The sequence below is a fragment of the Wenzhouxiangella psychrophila genome (assembly GCF_042310375.1).
Classification (GTDB): domain Bacteria; phylum Pseudomonadota; class Gammaproteobacteria; order Xanthomonadales; family Wenzhouxiangellaceae; genus Wenzhouxiangella.
The window spans coordinates 161200-182900 of the sequence record NZ_JBHJMQ010000001.1; the positions used below are offsets into that span (position 1 = coordinate 161200).

General features: G+C 64.8%; 20 protein-coding genes. 10 read left to right on the plus strand and 10 right to left on the minus strand.

The genetic code is table 11. The features are described 5' to 3' along the window. Nucleotides 1-113: 113 nt before the first annotated feature. Entirely contained in the window at nucleotides 114-473 is a 360-nt protein-coding gene (locus ACDC66_RS00725) for a BlaI/MecI/CopY family transcriptional regulator (protein WP_376694757.1), read from the plus strand. Beyond that, nucleotides 470-1804 carry a TonB family protein gene (locus ACDC66_RS00730; RefSeq protein ID WP_376694758.1) on the plus strand — a complete coding sequence of 445 codons (1335 nt, stop codon included), beginning with the start codon at nucleotides 470-472 and terminating at the stop codon, nucleotides 1802-1804. The genes ACDC66_RS00725 and ACDC66_RS00730 overlap by 4 nt, the downstream gene beginning before the upstream one ends. A gap of 47 nt (nucleotides 1805-1851) precedes the next feature. Here ACDC66_RS00730 and purD read toward each other — a convergent pair whose 3' ends face one another. The 6 genes from purD to pyrE all read right to left on the minus strand — a co-directional run bounded on the left by purD (nucleotide 1852) and on the right by pyrE (nucleotide 7375). Continuing rightward, nucleotides 1852-3132, minus strand: a complete 1281-nt coding sequence (gene purD / locus ACDC66_RS00735; RefSeq protein ID WP_376694759.1) for a phosphoribosylamine--glycine ligase — start codon at nucleotides 3130-3132, stop codon at nucleotides 1852-1854. A 292-nt stretch (nucleotides 3133-3424) separates the two neighbouring features. Next, a complete protein-coding gene (purH, locus tag ACDC66_RS00740) occupies nucleotides 3425-4966 on the minus strand; it encodes a bifunctional phosphoribosylaminoimidazolecarboxamide formyltransferase/IMP cyclohydrolase (protein ID WP_376694760.1) in 1542 nt (513 codons plus the stop codon). A 23-nt stretch (nucleotides 4967-4989) separates the two neighbouring features. Further along, entirely contained in the window at nucleotides 4990-5241 is a 252-nt protein-coding gene (locus ACDC66_RS00745; RefSeq protein WP_376694761.1) for a helix-turn-helix domain-containing protein, read from the minus strand. Between the two features lie 79 nt (nucleotides 5242-5320). Then, entirely contained in the window at nucleotides 5321-6079 is a 759-nt protein-coding gene (locus ACDC66_RS00750; protein WP_376694762.1) for a DUF3426 domain-containing protein, read from the minus strand. Nucleotides 6080-6089: 10 nt separating this feature from the next. Then, nucleotides 6090-6722 carry a DUF4124 domain-containing protein gene (locus ACDC66_RS00755; protein ID WP_376694763.1) on the minus strand — a complete coding sequence of 211 codons (633 nt, stop codon included), beginning with the start codon at nucleotides 6720-6722 and terminating at the stop codon, nucleotides 6090-6092. An 8-nt stretch (nucleotides 6723-6730) separates the two neighbouring features. Next, nucleotides 6731-7375: an orotate phosphoribosyltransferase gene (pyrE, locus tag ACDC66_RS00760; RefSeq protein ID WP_376694764.1), complete on the minus strand. Its 645-nt coding sequence runs from the start codon at nucleotides 7373-7375 to the stop codon at nucleotides 6731-6733. A gap of 86 nt (nucleotides 7376-7461) precedes the next feature. Between pyrE and ACDC66_RS00765 the strand changes: the two genes are divergently transcribed. The 5 genes from ACDC66_RS00765 to ACDC66_RS00785 all read left to right on the plus strand — a co-directional run bounded on the left by ACDC66_RS00765 (nucleotide 7462) and on the right by ACDC66_RS00785 (nucleotide 13965). Then, nucleotides 7462-8187 (plus strand): ABC transporter ATP-binding protein, encoded by a 726-nt coding sequence (locus ACDC66_RS00765; protein ID WP_376694765.1) that lies wholly within the window; start codon nucleotides 7462-7464, stop codon nucleotides 8185-8187. 3 nt (nucleotides 8188-8190) lie between these two features. Further along, a complete protein-coding gene (locus ACDC66_RS00770) occupies nucleotides 8191-10554 on the plus strand; it encodes an ABC transporter permease (RefSeq protein WP_376694766.1) in 2364 nt (787 codons plus the stop codon). A 10-nt stretch (nucleotides 10555-10564) separates the two neighbouring features. Then, nucleotides 10565-11761 (plus strand): efflux RND transporter periplasmic adaptor subunit, encoded by a 1197-nt coding sequence (locus ACDC66_RS00775; RefSeq protein WP_376694767.1) that lies wholly within the window; start codon nucleotides 10565-10567, stop codon nucleotides 11759-11761. Between the two features lie 85 nt (nucleotides 11762-11846). After that, nucleotides 11847-12614 carry an exodeoxyribonuclease III gene (locus ACDC66_RS00780; protein ID WP_376694768.1) on the plus strand — a complete coding sequence of 256 codons (768 nt, stop codon included), beginning with the start codon at nucleotides 11847-11849 and terminating at the stop codon, nucleotides 12612-12614. Beyond that, entirely contained in the window at nucleotides 12604-13965 is a 1362-nt protein-coding gene (locus ACDC66_RS00785; protein WP_376694769.1) for an AmpG family muropeptide MFS transporter, read from the plus strand. The genes ACDC66_RS00780 and ACDC66_RS00785 overlap by 11 nt, the downstream gene beginning before the upstream one ends. On the opposite strand, the gene ACDC66_RS00790 is transcribed toward ACDC66_RS00785, so the two are convergent. After that, nucleotides 13962-15092, minus strand: coding sequence for an anhydro-N-acetylmuramic acid kinase (locus ACDC66_RS00790; RefSeq protein ID WP_376694770.1), 1131 nt, complete (start codon nucleotides 15090-15092; stop codon nucleotides 13962-13964). The two genes, ACDC66_RS00785 and ACDC66_RS00790, sit on opposite strands and share 4 nt — an antisense overlap. Before the next feature lie 16 nt (nucleotides 15093-15108). After that, on the minus strand, nucleotides 15109-16584 hold the full coding sequence (locus tag ACDC66_RS00795) for a peptidoglycan DD-metalloendopeptidase family protein (RefSeq protein WP_376694771.1): 1476 nt from the start codon (nucleotides 16582-16584) through the stop codon (nucleotides 15109-15111). A gap of 110 nt (nucleotides 16585-16694) precedes the next feature. Between ACDC66_RS00795 and tyrS the strand changes: the two genes are divergently transcribed. After that, nucleotides 16695-17885: a tyrosine--tRNA ligase gene (gene tyrS / locus ACDC66_RS00800; protein ID WP_376694772.1), complete on the plus strand. Its 1191-nt coding sequence runs from the start codon at nucleotides 16695-16697 to the stop codon at nucleotides 17883-17885. Nucleotides 17886-17897: 12 nt separating this feature from the next. Here the strand turns inward: tyrS and ACDC66_RS00805 are convergent, their stop codons facing one another. Continuing rightward, nucleotides 17898-18506, minus strand: coding sequence for a DUF924 family protein (locus ACDC66_RS00805; protein ID WP_376694773.1), 609 nt, complete (start codon nucleotides 18504-18506; stop codon nucleotides 17898-17900). A gap of 46 nt (nucleotides 18507-18552) precedes the next feature. Next, nucleotides 18553-18732: a PLDc N-terminal domain-containing protein gene (locus ACDC66_RS00810; RefSeq protein ID WP_376694774.1), complete on the minus strand. Its 180-nt coding sequence runs from the start codon at nucleotides 18730-18732 to the stop codon at nucleotides 18553-18555. Nucleotides 18733-18836: 104 nt separating this feature from the next. Between ACDC66_RS00810 and ACDC66_RS00815 the strand changes: the two genes are divergently transcribed. Together ACDC66_RS00815 and ACDC66_RS00820 are read left to right on the plus strand one after the other, a co-directional pair. Next, nucleotides 18837-19877 (plus strand): GGDEF domain-containing protein, encoded by a 1041-nt coding sequence (locus ACDC66_RS00815; protein ID WP_376694775.1) that lies wholly within the window; start codon nucleotides 18837-18839, stop codon nucleotides 19875-19877. Between the two features lie 67 nt (nucleotides 19878-19944). Further along, nucleotides 19945-20940 (plus strand): N-acetylornithine carbamoyltransferase, encoded by a 996-nt coding sequence (locus tag ACDC66_RS00820; protein WP_376694776.1) that lies wholly within the window; start codon nucleotides 19945-19947, stop codon nucleotides 20938-20940. Nucleotides 20941-21701: the final 761 nt, after the last annotated feature.

Below are 21701 nucleotides of genomic sequence, written 5' to 3' on the forward strand. Positions count from 1 at the left end.
TTCTAAACGCGGGGACGTCGGGGCATTGCCCGGATTGGTTTGTTATGACGCGGCTTGACATCATGGACTACAGGTGTGATCCTGATGCGAAGACTACACTTGTAGGCATTGCCATGAAGATCACTGCATCGGAAAGCCAGGTCATGGAAATCCTGTGGCGCGAGAGTCCGCTCGAGTCGGGTGACATCGCGCAACGCCTGGCGCCGGAGACGCAATGGAGCCCCAAGACGGTCCGCACCCTTCTCGACCGACTCGTGGCCAAGCGCGCCATCGAGCGGTGCAAGCGCGGTCGGCACTATAGCTATCAACCCTTATTGTCCCGGGAGCAATGGCTGCACGATCAGACCGAGAGCCTGGTCAGGACACACTGCGACGGACGCCTGGCGCCGCTGGTGGCTGCTTTCGCCCAAGCCGAGCAACTCAGCGAAACCGATCGCGAGGAAATCCGCGCTCTGCTGGAGAAGCTGTCATGAATGAGGTGTTGCTCGAATGGCTTGCCAGGGCAAGCGTGCTCCTCACGCTGCTCGTTCCGGCTGCCTGGGTTTGCAGTTTGGCGCTGCGCCGGGTTCTCGGTGCGCGCGCCGCCTACGCTGCCTGGATTCTTGTGCTGCCAGCGCTCACGCCCCGACTTGAATTCCTGGCGGGGATTGCGCCGCTCCCGAGCAACGGACTGCTCGAGCCGGTCCGGCTGGAAACGCTCCGAGTGAGTGCCGAGTCAGGCGCTGCGGGCTCGCTGGGGGACCTTCTTGCGCTGACCTGGTTGGCGGGCGTGCTCGGCTTTGCTCTGTCGACGAGAGTGCGACAGCGACGCTTCGAGTCCCTCCTGCGCTCGGGCGCCGAGCCTCCGGAAGTGGCCACCAGGGAACGAGCACGCCTGACTGAGTACGGGCTGCCGGCTCGGATTCCGCTGTGCGTTTCCGCCACCGTTCCGGGGCCGATGATCGTGGGGACCTTTCCGCCACGCCTCTACCTGCCCGATAGTGAGCGGCTGCCCGAGGAAGTCATCGCCCACGAGGTCGCCCATATCCACCACGGCGACCCCTTCTGGCGATTCCTGGCCTCGGCGGTGCGTTGCACGTTCTGGTTCCTCCCCTGGATTCACATGGCCTGGGGCGCTTTCGGCAAGGCACAGGAGTTGGCAGCGGACGAGGCCGTGCTTGCCCGCCTGGACAGGGCCGGACGTTATCGCTACGCCCGGATGCTGGCCGCCGCTTGCGGCGTCCACGCAGCCGCGCCCGCGTTGGGCTGGTTTACACACTCACTCGTGAAGGAGCGCATCAAGATGATTGGAAAGACACCCTACTTTTCCCGGTCCCTTCCGGGTGGGCTCGTGCTCGTCGGCGCGGCTACCCTGTGCATCACCGTTGCGATTGCAGCCCCCGAGTCGGCACTGCAGCACGAAGAGCACAAACAGCATGAGCAGCAGGAACAAAAAGAGCGGAACGAGCAGGCCTCCGATCGCTTGCCGCCAGACGGCGCCGAGGCGAGGGCAAAAATACAATCGCTTAGAGAGCGAGAGCCGATCGAAGGAGACAGGCTCGAGCCGGTGGTACGGGTAAGCCCTCTGTATCCCAGGCAAGCAGCGATGGACGGGGTGACCGGCCACGTGAAGCTGGAAGCGACGCTTACGGAAAACGGCCACGTCGTCGATATCGAAGTCGTCGAGTCCGAGCCCGAGGGCGTTTTCGATGCGGAAGCGGTCCAGGCCTTCAGCCAGTGGCGTATCGCGCCGGTCTCTCCCCATGAATCCGGAACGCCGCAGCCCGTGCGCATCCGACAGGTCATGGAATTCGTGCTGGACTAGCCCCTGCGGCCAGCCCCTCGAGCAGGTGGCTGACGTCCATGCAGCCTTCAGCTCCTGCCGATGGCGCGGAAGCCAATATCCGAGCGATAGAAGGCGTCCTCGAAGCCGATCTGGGCGATCCACTGGTAAGCGCGGGCCTGGGCTTGCTTCGGTGTATCGCCCAGGGCGCACAGGGCCAGGACGCGGCCGCCGCTGGTGACTGCACGGCCCTGATCGTCGAAGGCCGTGCCGGCGTGGAAGACCTTGATGTCGTCGGGAAAGTCGGATTCGAGACCGGTGATGGGATGGCCCTTCTCGTAACTGCCGGGGTAGCCACCGGCGGCCATGACCACCGCCAGGGCGGTGCGCTCGTCCCACTCCGGAGCAATCCGGTCGAGCGTGCCCTCGAGCGCATGCTCGATGATCTCGACCAGGTCGGACTTGAGTCTGAGCATGATCGGCTGGGTCTCGGGGTCGCCGAAGCGCACGTTGAATTCGAGCACCTTCGGGCCGGTGGCGGTGAGCATCACGCCGGCATAGAGAAAGCCGGTAAACGCCCACCCGTCCTCGGCCAGGCCGGCGAGCGCGGGCTCGATGATGTCGTCGATGATCCGGCGGTGAACGTCCCCGTCGACGACCGGAGCGGGTGAATAGGCGCCCATGCCGCCGGTATTGGGTCCGCGGTCGCCGTCGTCGCGCCGCTTGTGGTCCTGGCTCGAAGCCATCGACAAATATTGCGTGCCGCTGGCGACGACTATGAAGCTCGCCTCTTCGCCCACCAGGAACTCCTCGATGACCACGCGCCGGCCGGCCTTGCCGAAGGCCTCGCCGGAGAGCATGTCCTCGAGTGTGGCGCGCGCCTGGTCTTCGGTTTCGGCGATGACCACGCCCTTGCCTGCTGCCAGGCCGTCGGCCTTAAGCACCACCGGCAGACCGATGCCGTGGATGATTTCCATCCCCTCCTCGACATCGTCGACCACGCCGAAGCCGGCGGTGGGGATGTCGTGTCGGGACATGAAGTCCTTGGCGAAAGCCTTGGACGATTCCAGCCTCGCGGCGTCGGCACTCGGGCCGAAGCACTTCAGTCCGGCGGCTTCGAAACGGTCGACAATGCCCGCGGCAAGCGGCGCCTCGGGGCCGACCACGGTCAACTCGACGGACTCCGACTTCGCCAATTCGATCAACCCGTCGATGTCGTCAGCGCCGACATCGGCGTTGCGCATGCCCGGTTCGGCGCCCGTGCCCGCATTGCCGGGGGCGACGATGACCTCGCTGACTTTCTCCGACTGCGCCAGCTTCCAGGCCAGCGCATGCTCACGACCACCGCCGCCGACGACGAGAAGCTTCATTGGTGTGCTATCCGGGATGTTTGCGCCAACTCATTGTACCGCGGCACCCTGGCGCGAAAGGGGCTTTCGGGAGAGCGAAATTCGAAATCCGAAATCTCAAATCCGAAACAAATTCGAAAACCCAAGTGCGAAATGCTGCGAGCTGATGTTTTTCGTTTCGAATTTCGTGCTTCGTGCTTGTTTCGGATTTCGATATTCGAATTTCGAGTTTGATTTTCCTTTTTGGTGCTTGTGATTTCGAATTTTCGGCATCGCGCCGAAGCCCTTGTGTCTGATGTGTCGCCGGCTCGTGTTAGTGACGAAAATGTCGCCGCCCCGTCAACACCATCGCGATGCCGTATTTGTTGCAGGCATCGATGACTTCCTGGTCACGTTTCGACCCACCCGGCTGGATCACCGCGCGGATGCCGCGTTCGGCGGCGGCCTCGATGCTGTCGGCGAAGGGGAAGAAGGCGTCGGAGGCCATGACCGCGCCCTCGAGCGAGAGATCGGCGGCTTCGGCCTTGAGTGCTGCGAAGCGAGCGGAGTCGACGCGGCTCATCTGGCCGGCGCCGATGCCGATCGTGGCCCGGTCCTTCGCGTAGACAATGGCATTGGAGCGCACCAGGCGGACGGCGGCCCAGGCAAAGCGCAGATCGTCCAGTTCGGCGTCGTCGGGGGAGCGATCGGTAGCGACCTCCAGCTGCGGGACCGTCTGCCAGTCGTCGGCGGCCTGGACCAGCCAGCCGCCGTCGATGGCGCGAAGTTCCAACGGCTGCGGTGCGGCATCGCCGGGCGTGAGTACGCGCACGTTGGGCTTGGCGGCGAGCATTTCGCGTGCCTGCGCACTGACCGAGGGGGCGATCAGGACTTCCATGAATTGCTTGAGCAATCGTTCGGCCAGTTCGGCGTCGACCTCCCGGTTGACGGCGATGATGCCGCCGAAAGCCGAGGTCGGGTCGCAGGCCAGTGCCTTGTCGTAGGCTTTGGCGGCGCTGTCGCCCTGGGCCGCGCCGCAGGGATTGGTGTGCTTGACGATCACGCAGGCCGGTACCTCGCCCAGGCTTCTTACGCCGGCCCAGGCGGCGTCGGCATCGAGCAGGTTGTTGTAACTCAGGGCCTTGCCCTGGAGCGGCTGGCAGCCGGCCAGGCCCGGCGCGCCCTGGCCGCGGACCCGGTAGACGCCGGCGGCCTGGTGCGGGTTCTCGCCGTAGCGCAGCGGCTGGATCGCGTCGAGTGCCAGGTTGACGCGCGGCGGCAGCTCGCTGTCGGAATCCTGGGCGGACAGCCACTGGCTGATCTGGCCGTCGTAGGCGCAGGTGTGTGAGAAGGCGCGGGTCGCCAGCTCGCGCCGCAGTGCTTGGTCGGGAAGGTCCGGCAGGGATTCGATGAAGGCCGGATAGTCGTCGGGGTTGCACAGCACGCAGACGTCCCGGTGGTTTTTGGCCGCTGCGCGCAGCATGGCCGGCCCGCCAATGTCGATGTTCTCGATGGCTTGTTCGAGCGTGCAGTCCGGTCGCGCCACCGTCTCGGCAAATGGATAGAGATTGACTACGACGACATCGATGCGATCGATGCCGTGCTCTTCCATGACCCCGGCATCCACATCACGCCGGCCCAGGATGCCGCCATGAATCCTGGGGTTCAGGGTCTTGACCCGCCCGCCCATGATCTCGGGGAAACCGGTCAACTCGCTGACCTCCGTGACAGTCATGCCGGCCTGGGTGAGCGCTCGTGCGGTGCCGCCGGTGGAAAGCAGCCCGAATCCCGCCTTTTCGAGCCGGCGCGCAAGTTCCACGAGCCCGCGCTTGTCGGAAACGCTCAGCAGTGCCCAGCGTCGATTCGATTCATTCATCAGGAAAACTGCTCCGGAAGGGGTTATTCCAGGCCGTAACGCCGGACGCGGTTACGCAGCGTGGTCCGGGTGATGCCCAGAATTTCGGCAGCCCGCGACTGGTTGCCGTCAGTATGCGCGAGCACCGTCTGGACAAGCGCCCGTTCGGATTCGCCCATGATCAGGCCGTGCAGGTTGTCCGGTGGCGTCCCCCCCATGTCGTCCAGGTACTGGCGGACGACGCGACGCACGAATTCGTGCAGGCACGGACCCTGATCTGGTGGGTTATCGGACAAGCTGCGTATCCCTCGAAAAGCTTCAATCAGTGGATCACTACGGCGAACCAAAAACCATAGCACAAGTCACGCGGGGGGCTCAGTGGAATCGCACCTGGAATCCGGCCGGGTCGCTCGTGCCGACGACAAATTCCAGCAGCACCGGCATGATCACGCCGGCGGGCAGGCCGCGCTCGATCCCGTCCGTTTCACGCAGATACTCTTCCGGCGTCAGTCGCCGTACACCGAGAACCTGTTGGCTGGCATCGAAAAACCGGACCTCCATGACCGGAAACGGCACGGCCGTATCCGCCTGGTTGTGCAAGCTGGCGCTGATGATGACGGCATCGTCCAGGCTCGGATGGGCGTGCATGTCACGCGAAACGATCTGGATGGCCTCGTTGGGGTCGATACCGGCATCGGGCTGGGCGGCACTGCCCAGCCATTGCGCGATGGGCGAGCCCGGCGTCTGCCAGAATGCCCACAGCTGGATGAAAAGCAGCGCGAGGAGCGCGGCGCTGATCGCCGGCCACAGCCAGCGACGCCGGTTTTCGTCCGGCAGCCCGTTTTCGAAACCCGGCAGAGGTTCGACGGTACTGGTGTCGTCGGGTTCGTCCTCGACATCTTCGAAGTGTTCGACCGGTAATTCGGCCTGCACCATGTCGGGATGCTCGAGCATCGGCGGCATGCCGTCGCCTCGCAGCGGCTCGGCCGACTGATCGGGATGGTGCTCGAACAACTCGGAGAGGCTGTTGAAGGTCTTGCCGCAATTACCGCAGCGCACCACGCCGGCTGCTTCGGCGAGGACACTGGCGTGCAGTTCATAAACAGCCTGGCATGCCGGGCAGCGTGTGAACACGGCTGCAACCTCAGCCGTTCTCGTCGCTTCGCGAGGTCAGCTCGCGATAGCGTTCGAGATCAGCCGAAAAACGCTCGCGCGCCTCGGCCTCTCGTTCGTCGAGCCGCTCGAGGTCGGCGCGCAACCCACGCAGTTCCGTACGGGTCTCCCTGATGCGGGTCTGCAGCTGCTCGGGCACGGCCTGGCCCTTGCGGTCGAGTTGGGCTGCTCGGCTGACCAGGCCCTCGAATCGATTTTCCACGAGTTGGACCGCCTTGCGGGTCGACACGCGCTGGCTCTCGATCCCCGCCAGCTGCAGTTGCAGCGCCTGGTGCAGATCATCCACGCTGTTGTAGGTGGCCAGCAGCATGCGATCACGAGTTTGTTGGTCGCGTTCATCGGCGTCACGCTTCGCTTGCTCCGCCCGCTGGCGGCGACGTTCGGCAATTTCCTCGGGGCTCAGAGCGGGCTCGACCCGATCCCGAATCGTGCCATCCGGGCCCAGCCGGACATACCCGTAGTCCTTGTACTGCGGGGGAACGGTCTGGCCATAGTGGGTTTTGCCCTCGTCGTCGACCCAGCGATACACGGACTGGGCCTCAGCTGGCGTAGCCAGGATGAGCGGCAACAGGAGTGACAGGAACAGAAGGATGCGATTCAACATGGTTGGGCTCAGGCGCCGTAGTGTTGTTGGTAGGCAATGACCTTATCGAGGCTTGCCGGCGGGCGATCGTGTGATTCCAGCCACTCGATGAGATCTCGCAGGCTGGCGATCGACACCACCTGCAATCCACGGGATTCGACAACCTGGACGGCTGAGCGTTCGTCCTCACTGCCGCGCTCCTGGCGATCGAGGGCGATGGCCACGCCTGCTGCTTCTGCGCCGGCTTCGGCAATGATCTCCAGTGCCTCGCCGATGGAAGTGCCGGCCGAAATCACGTCGTCGACGATCAGTACGCGACCCGTCAGGGCCGCCCCAACCAGCGTGCCGCCCTCGCCGTGGTCCTTGGCTTCCTTGCGATTGTAGGCGAACGGCACGTCGATTCCGTGGTCGCGCGAGAGGCTCAGGGCCACGGCGGTGGCCAGGGGAATGCCCTTGTAAGCCGGGCCGAAGAGCATGCCAAACTCGATGCCGGCATCGACAATGGCATCGGCATAGCAGCGCGAGAGCGCGTCAATGGCCGCCCCGCTACTGAATTCGCCTGCGTTGAAGAAGTAAGGGCTTTCGCGACCGGACTTCAGGGTGAAGCGGCCGAAGCGCAGGGCCTCGCGTTCGTGCGCGAGCTCGAGAAAACGGGTCGTCCATGGCTTGAGCATGTCGCTTATTCTAGGCGACTTGATTGAGGTCATGCACCTGGTGGCGCGCTGTCCTATGCTGGATGTTCCAGATCCGGGGAGCATGGATGGAAGGCGAGCGCGGCGATCGACAGGTCGTATTCGAGGCAAGGGGGCTGACCCGGGTCTACCAGATGGGGGAGGTCGCCATTCACGCCCTGCGCGGTGTCGACCTCAATCTCTACGCCGGTGAACTGGTGGTCATGCTCGGTGCTTCCGGTTCGGGCAAGTCGACCCTGCTCAACATCCTCGGCGGCCTCGATGCACCCACCGAGGGCACGGTTCACTATCGGGGCGAATCCCTGGGCTCTGGCGGCGAGCGTGAATTGACCCGGTTCCGTCGCGATCACGTCGGCTTCGTCTTCCAGTTCTACAACATGATTCCCAGCCTGACCGCGCTCGAGAACGTGGCCGTGGTCACCGATATCGCGCGCGACCCGATGTCGCCGATCGAGGCCTTGCGCCTGGTCGGGCTGGAAGACCGGCGCGATCACTTTCCCTCACAGCTGTCCGGCGGTGAGCAGCAGCGTGTGGCCATCGCCCGCGCCGTCGCAAAGCGACCGGCCGTATTGATGTGCGACGAACCCACCGGCGCGCTCGACTCGAAGACCGGTATCCGCGTGCTGGAAGTCATCGAGCAGGTCAACCGCGAAATCGGCACCACCACGGTAGTGATCACGCATAACGCCGTGATTGCGGAAATGGCCGACCGCGTGGTGCGCCTCCGCGACGGCCGAATCGATGCGATCGAGGAAAATCCCGAACGCGCCGAGCCCGCAAGCCTGAGCTGGTAGGCGATGCGCGCGCTGAGTCACAAGCTGCTCCGTGACCTCTCGGTTCTGAGGGGGCAGGTGGCGGCCATTGCCGTGGTGATCGCCGCCGGGGTGATGACCCTGATCATTGCCGTGACATCGCTGGATGCCATTCGCTACAGCCAGCAGGCTTTCTATCGTGACTATCACTTTGCCGAGGTGTTCACCGAGCTCAAGCGCGCGCCCGAGCACCTGGCTTCGCGCATTGCCACCATCGACGGTGTGGACCGCGTCCACACGCGTGTGATCGCCCCGGTGCGACTCGACGTTACAGGATACGACGACCCGATCAGCGGCCAGCTGATCAGCATTCCAGACGGCAACCAGCCGCCGATCAATCGACTGCACCTGCGCGAAGGGAGGCTGCCGGCCTCCGGCCGCGCCGACGCCGTTGCCGTCAGCGAGCCGTTTGCCGAAGCGCACGGCTTGCGTGCGGGCGACCGCCTGCAGGCGATCATCAACGGACAGCTCGAAACACTGACCGTCAGCGGCATCGTTCTCTCGCCCGAATACGTCTACCAGCTCGGCCCTGCCGACTTGATTCCCGACTACGAGCGTTTCGGGGTGCTGTGGATGAACCGGCGGGCGCTTGGCCGGGCCTTCGACATGGACGGTGCGTTCAATAGCGTCACGCTGACCTTGCAGCCCGGCGTGGAGCCAGCCCCGGTGATTGCCGGGCTCGACCGCCTGCTCGACGATTACGGCAGCCTCGGCGCCTACGCCCGCGACGAGCAGGTCTCGCACCGCATCCTGTCGCAGGAAATCGACCAGCTCGCCGTGATGGCCGTCATCCTGCCGGGGATTTTCCTCGGCGTTTCGGCTTTCCTGCTCAGCGTCCTCATGGGGCGAATCGTGCGGACCCAGCGCCAGCAGGTGGCCGTGCTCAAGGCCTTTGGCTACAGCAATGCCGAACTGGTGCGCCACTACGCCCTGCTGACCGCCCTGATCGTGCTCGTCGGCCTCGGCCTGGGGGTGGTGGCGGGAGCCTGGGCGGCCGACTGGGTGGCCGCCCTTTACATGCAGTACTTCCGGTTCCCGGACACGCGCTTCGAAGTCCGCCCCCAGGTCATCGCCCTGGGCGCGGCGGTTTCGGGCGCGGCAGCCATGCTGGGTACCTGGCGCGCCGTGCGTGAGGCGGCTGTCCTGGCGCCGGCGGAGGCCATGCGTCCGCCGGCACCGGGCGTCTTCCGGCAGGGCTGGCTGGACCGATCCGGCCTGCGTCGCTGGCTGGACCAGCCCACGCGCATCATCTTCCGCAACCTGGGGCGGCATCGCCTCAAGGCCTCGCTGTCGGTCCTCGGCATCGCCCTGTCGGTCGCACTGCTGCTCGTCGGAAGCTACCAGTTCAATGCCATCGATGAGCTTATCGACACGCAGTACCGCAAGGTCCTGAAGATGGACGCCATCGTCCATCTCAATGAAGTGACTTGCCAGCGGGCGGCGGCCGAGCTGCACCACTATCCCGGTGTACGCCAAGTCGAGCCCTTCAGGACGGTGCCGGTGAGGCTGGTCCACGGCCTGCACGACTATCGAACGGCCATCGAAGGCATGGCCCGACGGCCTGTCCTGCGCGGGCTGATCGATGGTGCGGGCGGGCAGCAGGAGCTACCGGCCGAAGGCCTGGTGCTGACCGACTACCTGGCCGAGCATCTCGATGCCCGGCCGGGTGATTTGATCGAGGTGGAGTTCAAGGCCGGCCATCGCCGTACCGTTGACGTGCCGCTGGCCGGGGTGGTGGCCGAGCCGTTGGGTGTGGGCGCCTATATGGCCCGACCGGCGCTCAACCGCCTGATGCGGGAGGGGCCGGCCGTGTCCGGTTTCTGGCTGGCGTTCGATCGTCAGCACGAGCAGGCGCTGTATCGCGAGCTTCGCGATGTCCCGCGGGTGGCTGGTATCGGCCTTATCCGTCGGGCCGAAACGGACATCCGCGGCTATATCGAGGACACGGCGTTGGGCATGATGAGCGTGATGCTGTTGCTGGCCGCCTCGATCGCCTTCGCCGTGGTCTACAACAGTGCCCGGATCGCCTTCGCCGAGAGAGAGCGCGAGCTGGCCACGCTGCGGGTGCTGGGATTCGGGCGCGGCGAAGTCGCCTGGATACTGATCGGGGAGCTGGTGGTATTGACGTTGATGGCCATCCCGCTCGGCTGGTTGCTGGGAACCGCCCTGGCCTGGATCCTGACGGAGGCCATCGCGATGGACATGTTCCGCATTCCCTTCGTCATCTCTCATCAGGCCTACGCGTTCTCTGCCGCGGGCGTGCTGGCAGCGGCTGTCCTGACGGCCGCACTGATCGCGCCGCGGTTGTTGCGCCTGGACATGGTGACGGCACTGAAATCGGTGGAATAGAGTAGACAACATGACCAAACAGAGAAAGATCCTGCTCACCCTGGCCGCACTGGCGCTTCTGGCGTTGCTGGTCTGGTCGCTACGACCATCGCCCGTGGTGGTGACGACGGCCGAGGTGCAACGTGCGCCGCTTTCGGAAACGGTCGAGGAAGAGGGGCGCACGTATCTGCGCGATACCTACGTCGTGTCGGCTCCCATCGGCGGTTATCTGCACCGGGTCGTACTCGAGCCCGGCGATACCGTTGCCGCCGGCGATACCGTTTTCGAACTCGAGCCGCCGCCGGCACCGGCGCTGGATGCACGGATGCGTGAGCAGGCGCGCGACTCGCTGGCGGCCGCGCAGGCGCGCCTGGAGGCCGCCCGGGCCGAGCGTGGCAACCGCGAAGCCGACCTGGATCTGGCCGAGAGTGAACTGCGGCGTATTCGCAAGCTCTTCGAGCGCTCGCTGGTCTCCGAAAGCGAGCTGGAACGGGCCGAGAACGCCGTATCAAGGGCGGAATCGGCGCTGGCCGGGGCGCGCGCCTCGGTGGAAGCAGCCGGCTTCGAGGTCGAGAATGCGCGCGCCGTGCTCGATATTGCCGAAGGCGAACGCAGCGGTGACAGCGGCCAAGTGCTGCGGGTGGCCGCACCCGTTGGCGGCATGATCCTTTCCCGCGAACGTTGCTGCGAGGGCGTGATCCAGGCCGGTGCGCCGGTGCTCGAAATCGGTCGGCTCGAGGAGCTTGAAGTGCGGGTCGACCTGCTGAGCATGGATGCCGTGCGCGTGCGTGCCGGCACCGAGGTCATGATCGAAAACTGGGGTGGCGGGTATTCGCTCCAAGGCCGGGTCCGGCGCGTCGAGCCGGCTGGTTTCATGCGTGTCTCGGCCCTCGGCGTGGAGGAGCAGCGCGTTCCGGTGCTGGTCGAGATCACCACGCCAAGAGACCAGTGGAGCGAACTGGGAGTCGGTTTCCGGGTGGAGGTGCGCTTCGTGCTGTGGGCCGGCGAAGACGTGTTGCAGGTCCCGGCCAGCGCCCTGTTCCGGGCCGGTGGGGCGTGGCAGGTCTTCGTCGTCGAAGACGAGCGTTTGTCGCAACGAAACGTCGAGCCGGGAAGGCAGGGCGAGCTGCGAACGCAGATACTGTCCGGCCTGACGGCGGGAGAACGCGTGGTGACGCACCCCGGCGATCGCCTGGCCGACGGATTGTCAGTGGTGATCGAGCCGTAGTCAGGCCCCGGTACCCGCATGCCTGCTGCAGGACGGCGGTCGCAGGTTATCATTGGCCGCCACTCGGCAATGACGACCCTCGACCATGCGCATCATTTCGCTCAACGCCAACGGGATTCGGGCCGCCCACCGCAAGGGCTTCTTTGACTGGCTGAAGAAGCAGGATGCCGATTTCGCCTGCATCCAGGAAACCAAGGCCCAGCACTGGCAGCTGGCCGACCGTGACTTTTTCCCGATCGGCTATCACTGCTACTACCACGACGCCGAAAAGAAAGGGTATTCCGGCGTGGCGCTGTATTCGAAGCACCAGCCGGTGCGAGTGGTTTACGGCCTGGGCTGGGAAGAATTCGACCGGGAAGGGCGATGGCTGCAGGCCGACTTCGAGAACCTGAGCGTGGTTTCGCTCTACCTGCCTTCGGGCACGTCGAAGGACGAGCGCCAGCAGTTCAAGTACCGCTGCATGGAGCGCCTGCACCCGCATCTCGAGGAACTGGCCGGTCACGGTCGCGACTATGTCATCTGCGGCGACTGGAACATCGCGCACAAGGAAATCGATCTCAAGAACTGGAAGGCCAACCAGAAGAATTCGGGCTTCCTGCCCGAGGAACGGGCCTGGCTCGACGAGGTGTTCGGGCCCGTCGGCATGGTCGATGCCTTCCGCCAGGTCGACCCCAACCCGGACCGCTTCACCTGGTGGTCGCAGCGCGGCCGCGCCCGCGAGAAAAACGTGGGCTGGCGCATCGACTACCAGGTCGCCACCAAGGGCCTGGCCGATCGCGCCCGTTCGGCCGAGATCTACACCGACGAGAACTTTTCCGACCATGCGCCGCTGATTCTCGACTATGACGACTGAAGCCGCCGGCGAGCGCTGGCGGCAGGCCTGGGCGGTCTACACCCGCCCGACCGTCCTGCGCATGCTGCTGTTGGGATTCTCCGCCGGCCTGCCGTTCATGCTGGTGTTCTCCACCCTGACCGCCTGGCTGCGCGACGAGGGCGTCTCGAGAACGGCCATCGGGTTTTTTGCCTGGATCGGCATCACCTACTCGGTCAAGGTGTTCTGGTCGCCCGTGGTCGATCGCGTGCGGCTGCCGCTGATGACCCGCGTTTTCGGCCAGCGGCGCGGTTGGATGCTGCTGGCGCAGGTCGGCATCATGGTGGGGCTGGCGGGAATGGCAATGACCGATCCCGATTCGCAGCTCACCCAGATGGCGCTGCTGGCGTTGCTGGTCGCTTTTTCGGCCGCGACCCAGGACATCACGATCGATGCCTTCCGGATCGAGTCCGACAGCAACGAGTTCCAGGCCGCGCTGGCCGGCACCTACGTGCTGGGCTACCGAATGGCCATTCTCGCCACCGGTGCCGGTGCGCTCTATATCGCCGACTTCGCCACCTGGACGCTGGCCTACCTCTGCATGAGTGCGCTGGTGCTGGTCGGGGTCGTGGCCGTGCTGATCTCGCCCGAACCGACCTCGCTCGAGCGGCTCGATATCGAGAAAGATCCGCTGGTGATCGGCTACCGTGAGCGCTCGCGCCTGAAGGGGCGTCTCCAGGACCTTGGCGCCTGGTTGACCGGTGCGGTGGTTGCCCCCCTGGCGGACTTCTTCCGCCGCAACGGCTGGATGGCGCTGCCGGTGCTGGCGCTGGTGGGGCTGTTCAAGGTTTCCGATCTTTCCATGGCCGCCATGGCCAATCCGCTGTATCTGGACCTGGGCTTCACGCTCAGTGAGATCGCCACGGTCACCAACGTGTTCGGTATTTTCATGACCATCGCCGGCGGCCTGCTCGGCGGCATCCTGGTGGCCCGGTACGGACTCATGCCGATGCTGCTGGCTTCCGCCGTCATCGTAGCGGTGACCAACCTGCTCTTCGCCTGGCTGGCGACCATCGGTCCGGAGTTGTGGGCGCTGTTCATGACCATCGGCGCCGACAACCTGGCCAACGGCCTGTCGGCCACGGTGTTCATCGCCTGGCTGTCCTCGCTGGTCAGCCGGCGCTACACGGCCACGCAATACGCCCTGTTCAGCTCCTTCATGACCCTGCCCGGCAAGCTGCTGGGCGGCCCCTCGGGCTGGATCGTCGACACCGCCGGCTACGTGTTCTTCTTCGTCTACGCCTCGGCGCTGGGTATCCCCGTCATTCTGCTGATCCTGTGGCTGATGAGCCGCCGTTACACCGGCGAAAAGGTGACGAATCAGGAAACCTAGGGCAGGACCACGCTTCCTGCCATCACGGCATGGCGCGCCCCGGTGATCGGCGGTGTATCAATGCGTTGTTGGCGCAGGCGGGCCCGTGCCAGCCAGGCAAACAGCGTGGCCTCAACATGGTCGGCGGGTAGTCCGAAATTGTCGCTTGCGGCGATCGGGACGCCGCCCAGGTTTTTTTCCAGGCGTTCCACCAGGTGGGCATTGGCCGCGCCGCCGCCGCAGACGATGACTCGATCCACGGTATCGGCGCTGGCCGCCTGCACTGCCTCCGCCAGGCTTCGGGCCGAGAACTCGGCCAGGGTGGCCTGGGCATCCGCCGGCCGGGTCTCGGCCCAGGTCGGCAGGCGCCTCTTAAGCCAGCCCGGGCTGAAGTACTCGATGCCGGTGCTCTTGGGGGCGGGCCGCTCAAAGTAGGGATCGTCCATCAGGGCTTCCAGCCAGGCGAAGTCGACCCGGCCCGAAGCCGCCCACTGCCCGCTTGCATCAAATCGCCCCGCATCGTGATGGCTTCGGTACCAGGCATCCAGGAAGCAGTTGGCGGGGCCCGTATCGAATCCGCACACCGGCTTGCCCGGTGCGAGCAGCGTGACGTTGGCGATGCCACCCAGATTGACGACGGCGCGGCACTCGCTGTGGCTTGAAAACAGCGCCTGGTGCAGCAGCGGCGCGAGCGGCGCGCCCTGACCGCCGGCGGCCAGGTCGGCCCGGCGAAAGTCGGCCACCGTGGTGATGCCGGTTTGTGCGGCGATCCGGTGAGGATCACCGATTTGCAGCGTGAAGGGAGGGGCGGCCTCGGCGTGGTGGACGATGGTCTGGCCGTGCGAGCCCACGGCGGTCACATCAACAGGCTTCAGCCCGGCCGCATCAATGGCGGCCAGCGCCGCCTCGGCGAAGCGGTCGCCCAGAATGGCATCGAGGGCGCCGAGCCGCGCGACCGGAAACTGATCGGGATCGAGTCGCACGGCATCGAGCGATGCGCGCAGGTTGTCATCGAAGGGATACGTGAGGGCAGCCAGCAGTGCGGGTCGTTCGGAAGCGAAATCGACCACGACGGCATCGATGCCGTCCATGCTGGTGCCGGAGATCAGCCCGACGTAGTATCGCTCGCCGGCCGGCGATGTCGTCATTTAACGACGGGGCGCATCAGCAGCTGCTTTCGACCGCCTCGCAGCCACTCTCGCCTTCGCGACTGGCCAGCATGACGTCGGCGGGCGCGAGAGCATCCAGGCGGGCCAGCAGGCCGTCTCCGACGCGGCCGAAATCTTCCATGAGTTCGGCCGGCAACGGATCAGCCGGCGGCAGGTCGACCGTGCGCGGGTTGCGGTGAACGCCGTTGAGGAGGAATTCGTAGTGCAGGTGCGGTCCCGTGGCCAGGCCCGTCGAACCGACGTGGCCGATGGTCTGGCCCTGGCGCACGCGATCGCCGCGCTTGACGACCTTTTTCGAAAGGTGGAGGTAGCGCGTGACGATATTGTTGCCGTGCTTGATGAAGATGTAGTTGCCGTTCGGCCTGGAGTAGCCGGCCTCGATGACCGTGCCGTCGCCCGAGGCCCAGACCGGCGTGCCGGTGTTGGCGGCGTAATCGGTGCCGTTGTGGGGGCGTACGCGCCGGGTTACCGGGTGCAGGCGGCGCGGGTTGAAGTTGGACGACACGCGGGCGAAGTTCAGCGGCGTGCGCAAAAAGGCCTTGCGCATGGGCCGGCCGTCCGGGGCGAAGAAATCGGGCCCGTTGCCGGCGTCGAAGCGCACCGCTTCGAAACTTTCCCCGCGGTTGATGAAGCGGGCGGCCATGATGTCGCCGTCGCGCAGGTATTCCCCTTCGCGCCAGACCTCCTCGTAGATCAGGGCGAAGTGATCGCCGGAGCGAAGATCGAGGGCGAAGTCGATGTCCCAGCCGAAAATCGTGGCCAGGCGCATGATCATGCCGTCCGACAATCCGGCCTCGCGGGCGTCGTTGTACAGCGAGCTGTTGATGGTGCCCGAGGCTTCGACGATGCGGCGTTCCACGTGGCGCGGCTCGGTGCGGGTAACGAGCCCGTCCTCGTCGCGTTCGACGAACAGCCAGGACTCTTCGTCGAGCTCGCTGCGCAGTGCGCGAAAACCGTCTTCGGGATGGATGTCGAATGCGAATTCGTCGCCGGGGCGGATCCGCGCCAGGTTTCGGGTTTGTTCGGTCGTGGTGACGATCTCGTGCAGCAGGCCGGCGCTCAGCCCCAGGTCACGGAAGACGCGCTCAAGGGTCTGGCCGGGCTTGATTTCGATGATCTGCCAGGACTCGGCGGGTGTTTCCGCCTCCGCCGCCGGCGCCGGGTGGCTGCCCACCGAGGCCGTCAGCACTCGTGGCTGCTCCAGGTCGGCGTCCGAGGCACTCAGTTGCGGCAAGTCCAGGGGCTTGACGCTGGCCGCCGGGGAACCCTTTGGCCCGCTGGGGATCATGGAAATGATAACGCCCAGCGCGACCAGCACAACGGCGGCCACGCTGACATGCGGTCGTTCACGCAGAGCGTGAGCGCAGTGCCGAGCAGCCCGTTGGCCGGCCTCGAGGGCGGACTTGGTCAGTTCCTGCAGTCGGCGACGCGACTGCGATCGCCCGACGGTGGCCATTGATTTTCTGCTCATGCACGACGAATAGGGGCTTCAAACCCGTTAACATTACCGATTAGTGGCCGGGAAAGTCAATGTGGACGCTCCCGGTTTCGCAGACAACACAGCACGGACAACGCTTGAAAGTGACGGATATCTCAGAACTCATCCGCGGCGCTGCCGAGATCATCCAGGTCGACGAACTCGAAAAACGCCTCGGCGAAGGACGCCCGCTGCGCCTCAAGGTGGGTTTCGATCCCACCGCCCCGGACCTGCATCTCGGCCATACCGTGATCCTCAATGCCATGCGGCGTTTCCAGGATGCCGGTCATACGGTGATTTTCCTGATCGGCGACTTTACCGGCATGATCGGCGACCCGACCGGCAAGAACGTCACGCGCAAGCCGCTGACCGAGGACGACGTCCGTGCCAACGCCCAGACCTACCGCGAGCAGGTATTCAAGATCCTCGATCGCGACAGGACCGAAGTGCGCTTCAATTCGGAGTGGTTCTCCGAGATGAGCGCGGCCGACATGATCCGCCTGGCCTCGCAGCACACGGTGGCGCGCATGCTCGAGCGCGACGATTTCGAGAAGCGCTATCGCGCCAACCAGGCCATCGCCATCCACGAGTTTCTCTACCCGCTGGTGCAGGGCCACGACTCAGTTGCCCTGGAGGCCGATATCGAGATGGGCGGCACCGACCAGAAGTTCAACCTGCTTGTCGGGCGGCAGTTGCAGCAGCAGGCCGGCCAGGCGCCGCAGGTCATCATTACCTGGCCCTTGCTGGAAGGCACCGACGGCGTTCAGAAGATGTCGAAGTCGCTTGATAACTACGTCGGTATCAATGAATCGGCGGACGAGATGCTCGGCAAATTGATGAGCATTTCCGACGAATTGATGTGGCGCTATTTCGAACTCCTCAGTTTCCGCCCGATCGAGGATATCGAGGCCCTGCAGCAGGCGGTGGTCGACGGCGGCAACCCACGCGACGCCAAGTTCGCCCTGGCGATGGAAATCGTCGATCGCTTCCACGGCGAAGGCGCCGGGGAGAAGGCGCGGGATCAGTTCATCGCCCGCTTCCGCGGCGGACAGATGCCCACCGACATGCCCGAACACGAACTGGCTGCTGAAGAAGACGGCATCGGCATTGCCGCGGCCCTGACCGCCTGCGGCCTGACGGCCTCGAATTCAGAGGCCTTCCGCATGATCAAGCAGGGCGCGGTCAAGATCGACGGCGAGAAGGTCGAAGACCGCGATCGAACTCTCGAGTCCGGGTTCGAAGGCGTGCTTCAGGTCGGCAAGCGCCGCTTTGCGCGGGTCACCGTCGAGGGCTGAGGGCTCGCGGCGCTACTGGCCGTAGCGCGGGCCACTCTCGAGAAAGGCCAGTTCCTCTTCGGTGCTCTCGCGTCCCAGCGCCTCGTTGCGATGGGGGTAGCGCCCAAAGCGCTCGATGATGTCGGCGTGCTCGCGTGCGTGTTGCAGGAAGCCTTTGGCAATGTCGGCATGTTCGAGGAAATCCGCAACCAGGCCTTCGTACATCCTCACTGATTGTTCCTGCACCAGCGAATCCTCCGCATGCTGCAGCGGCATGTAGAAGAAAGCGCGTTCGGCCAGCCCGTATTGGTGATCGATGCCGGCGACGATCCCGGCGAGCGTGAGCGCGAGAGCCTGGCCGTCGTGTGCGAAGGCTTCGGGCCGGCGTCGGTAGATGACGCGCGGCGCCTGGTCCAGGGCGAGGATCAGCGCGAGCCGACCCGCTGGCGTGGCTGGCCAGTGCGTCAGCACGCCCCCGGCCGCTTGCTGCATGGTCCTTTCGAAGTGGGCTTGCACGGCCTCGTCATCGGCCGTGCTCGGCCGAAACCAGAAGGCCATGCGGTCGCTGATCGCCTCTGGTCGGCTGCGTGCTTCTCCGAACCAGAATTCCAGTAGATGGACGGGCGTTGTTGCTTCGTTCATGGTCCAGCTCCCGCCATCGGGGCGGGAGCGTTACAGGCGATTGGTGCTACCCTTTGGGTCCAAGCAGCAACCAGAGGATCAGCCCGAGCAGCGGCAGGAACAGAAGCAGCAAAATCCAGAGAACCTTGGCGCCTGTTCCGGCGGAACTCGATGCGGTCTTGATAATGGCCCATATGATGATGATCAGCCAGATCAGCCCCAGAATGCCGCTTACTTCAATGCCCATGTCATGTCCCTCGTGTCGATGATGTTTGAATCGGGAATACCAAGCATCCGTGCTCCGGTCACCGCCGTCAAGTCCCGGGATCGATTGCCGGTTCGGGGCCGCGCTTGGTAGATCGCAACAAGCAGGACCGAATCACGCTGCCGTCCTCGCAGCGGCGCCAGCGTGGACATCAGCGATTGCGCTCGGATTTCCGGCTGGCCATCATCAGTCTGTTCGGTCTGTGTACCGTGCTCGGCATTCTGCCTCTGGCGGTGTATCGCTATTACGTAGGCGATTGGCAGACCGGCACCGGCGACGTTGTGCTGGTGGGCATCATCATCGCCATCGTGACCTATGCCTGGAAAAGCGGGCGTACGCGCCTTGCCGCCCGCGTGGTGGCCCTGGTCGTCACGTTGGGCTACCTGTTGCTGGTCACCTACGGCAGTATCAGCGTGATGTGGGCGTTCCCCATCCTGGGCGCCGGATTTCTGCTGGCTGACCGTGTTTTCGCCTCTCTCAGCGCCGTCGGCACCCTGGCGCTCACCGGACTGCTCAGCGGGCGCTTCGACACGCCGGTGGACCTGTGGAGTTTCGTGACCACCGGCGTGCTCGTCAGTATCTTCGGCCTGATCTTTGCCACGCGCACCGAAATGCAACGCCGGCAGCTGGCCGAGATCGCCAGCCGGGATCCGCTCACCAAGGCAGGCAATCGGCGCGCGTTGCGCACGGCACTCGACGAGGTCGAGCGCGTGCACGCGCAGCGCGGCACGCCGGCCAGTGTCGTGCTGATCGATCTCGATCACTTCAAGGCGGTCAACGATGCCTACGGGCACGACGCCGGCGACCGCATCCTGGTCAACCTCGTCGAGATTCTTGCATCACGTCTGCGTGGTCGGGACAACATCTTTCGGCTCGGTGGGGAGGAATTCGTGATCGTCCTGCCGGAGACCGATCTCGAAGGGGCAGGGCAGTTGGCCAGAAAGCTCAAGCGAACGCTCGCCACCCACATGGAAGGACCGGGTGGTCCGGTCACGGTAAGCATCGGGGTGGCGCAGCTCGGGCCGGTCGAATCGGTAAGGCAATGGCTCGCGCGGGCGGACGAGGCGCTCTACAGTGCCAAAGACAGGGGCCGCGACCGGATTGTTGTCGCCGAAGATCCGGCTTGACGGCCGTTCACGATCGCAGCGGCAGACCTGCTATCGTCCAACCATAAATCCCTAGTGTGAAGCAGCGATGCGACATTTTCTGAGTACCCTTGACTGGTCCCGAAATGAGCTTCAGGCCCTGCTCGATCGTGCGCGCCTGTGGCGCGAAGGCGAATCCGGTCGCCCGTTGGCGGGCCGGTCCGTGGCCCTGCTGTTTCTCAATCCCTCGTTGCGTACGCGCGCCTCGTTCGAGGTCGGCGTGCACGAACTCGGCGCGCATGCGGTGGTGCTGGAGCCCGGCAAGGGCGCCTGGGGAATCGAATTCGAAACCGGCGTGGTGATGGACGGCGATGCCGAGGAGCATATCGCCGAAGTTGCCGGGGTGCTCTCGCGCTACTGCGACGCCATCGCCCTGCGCGCCTTCCCGCTCTTCAAGGACTGGGGCGAAGACCGCCAGGACAAGGTGATCCGATCGCTGGCGCAGTATGCCAGCGTTCCGGTCATCAACATGGAAACCATCGTCCACCCCTGCCAGGAACTGGCCCTGATGCGCACCATCCAGGACCATATCGGCGAACCCGACGGCAAGACCTTCGTGCTCACCTGGACCTGGCATCCGCGTCCGCTCAATACCGCCGTGGCCAATTCCGCCCTGTTGATCGCCAGTAAGTTCGGCATGAACATCCGCATGCTCATCCCCGACGAGGCCTATCGCCTGGACGAGCAGTTCATGGACGCCGCCGACCGGCAGGCCGACGAGTCGGGCGGGTCGCTGGAAGTCACCACCGATATCCAGGCCGCCTATGCTGGCGCCGACTTCGTTTACGCCAAGAGCTGGGGCGCGCTGCCCTTCTACGGCAACCCCGAAGAAGAGGCGAAGCTGCGCGAGCCGTTCCGACACTTTATCGTCGATGAAGAAAAGATGGCGCTCACCGACAACGCGCGCTTCAGTCACTGCCTGCCGCTCAGGCGCAACATCAAGGCCACCGACGGCGTGATGGACGCCGACTACTGCGTCGCCCTCGACGAGGCCGAGTATCGTCTTCACTGCCAGAAGGCGTTGTTAGCCGAGTTGATTGGTTAACGGCTTGCAAGCCGCACGGCAGTGGCGGGTGGCTGATTTGCCTCGTCTGGTTACAGCTTGCGGTCGACACTGCCCGCTGTGCGGGCCTCGACACTTCAAAAGCGGTTTCGCCCGGCGCTTCGCGCTCTTGCGGCGAGGTGCTTTTTTGTCGCGCCAAAAAAGTACCCAAAAAATGCGCTGAAAATATAACGGTTTCTCCGCAGGGCCAACGGGCCGTGCGGGCTTCAGTATATTGCCTGCGTCTTCGTTTAAGCTCCGTCTAGACACATGGCGTCTTCGACGTCCCAAAGGCGGAGTCTGCACTCTGACAGCCCGACCTCGATCTCCCCGGCTTCGGGAAGCGGCCGGGCTCGCAGAATGTGTGAAGCGAAGCGCAACGCATCGGCTGATGCGTTACGGCCCTTGACGGGCCTGCACGCATCCTAGGGGGCTATGCCTTTAGAGCTGGCGCGTGCATTGCGCGCGGTGGCATCCCCGGGGCGAAGCCTGGGATCCCTCCCACGGCCACTTTCGGAAAATATCCTGGGCACCACGCGACCAGCCGGGCCCGAGCGAAGCCCGAGCCAAAATTCTGAAGCCACTCCCGGCGCAAGTCCTGAGACGCCCACCGTGTGCCTTTGACTTTAAGCGCGCTTTTTCGCGCCTTTTTTCGCGCTGGAAAAAAGGTGCCCGCCATCAGCCTGCGGAGCAGGCGGGCGGAACAGCCTTTGAAGTGTCGAAGCCCCCGTCGCGGCCTTGCGGCAACAAGCCTTCTGCCGACC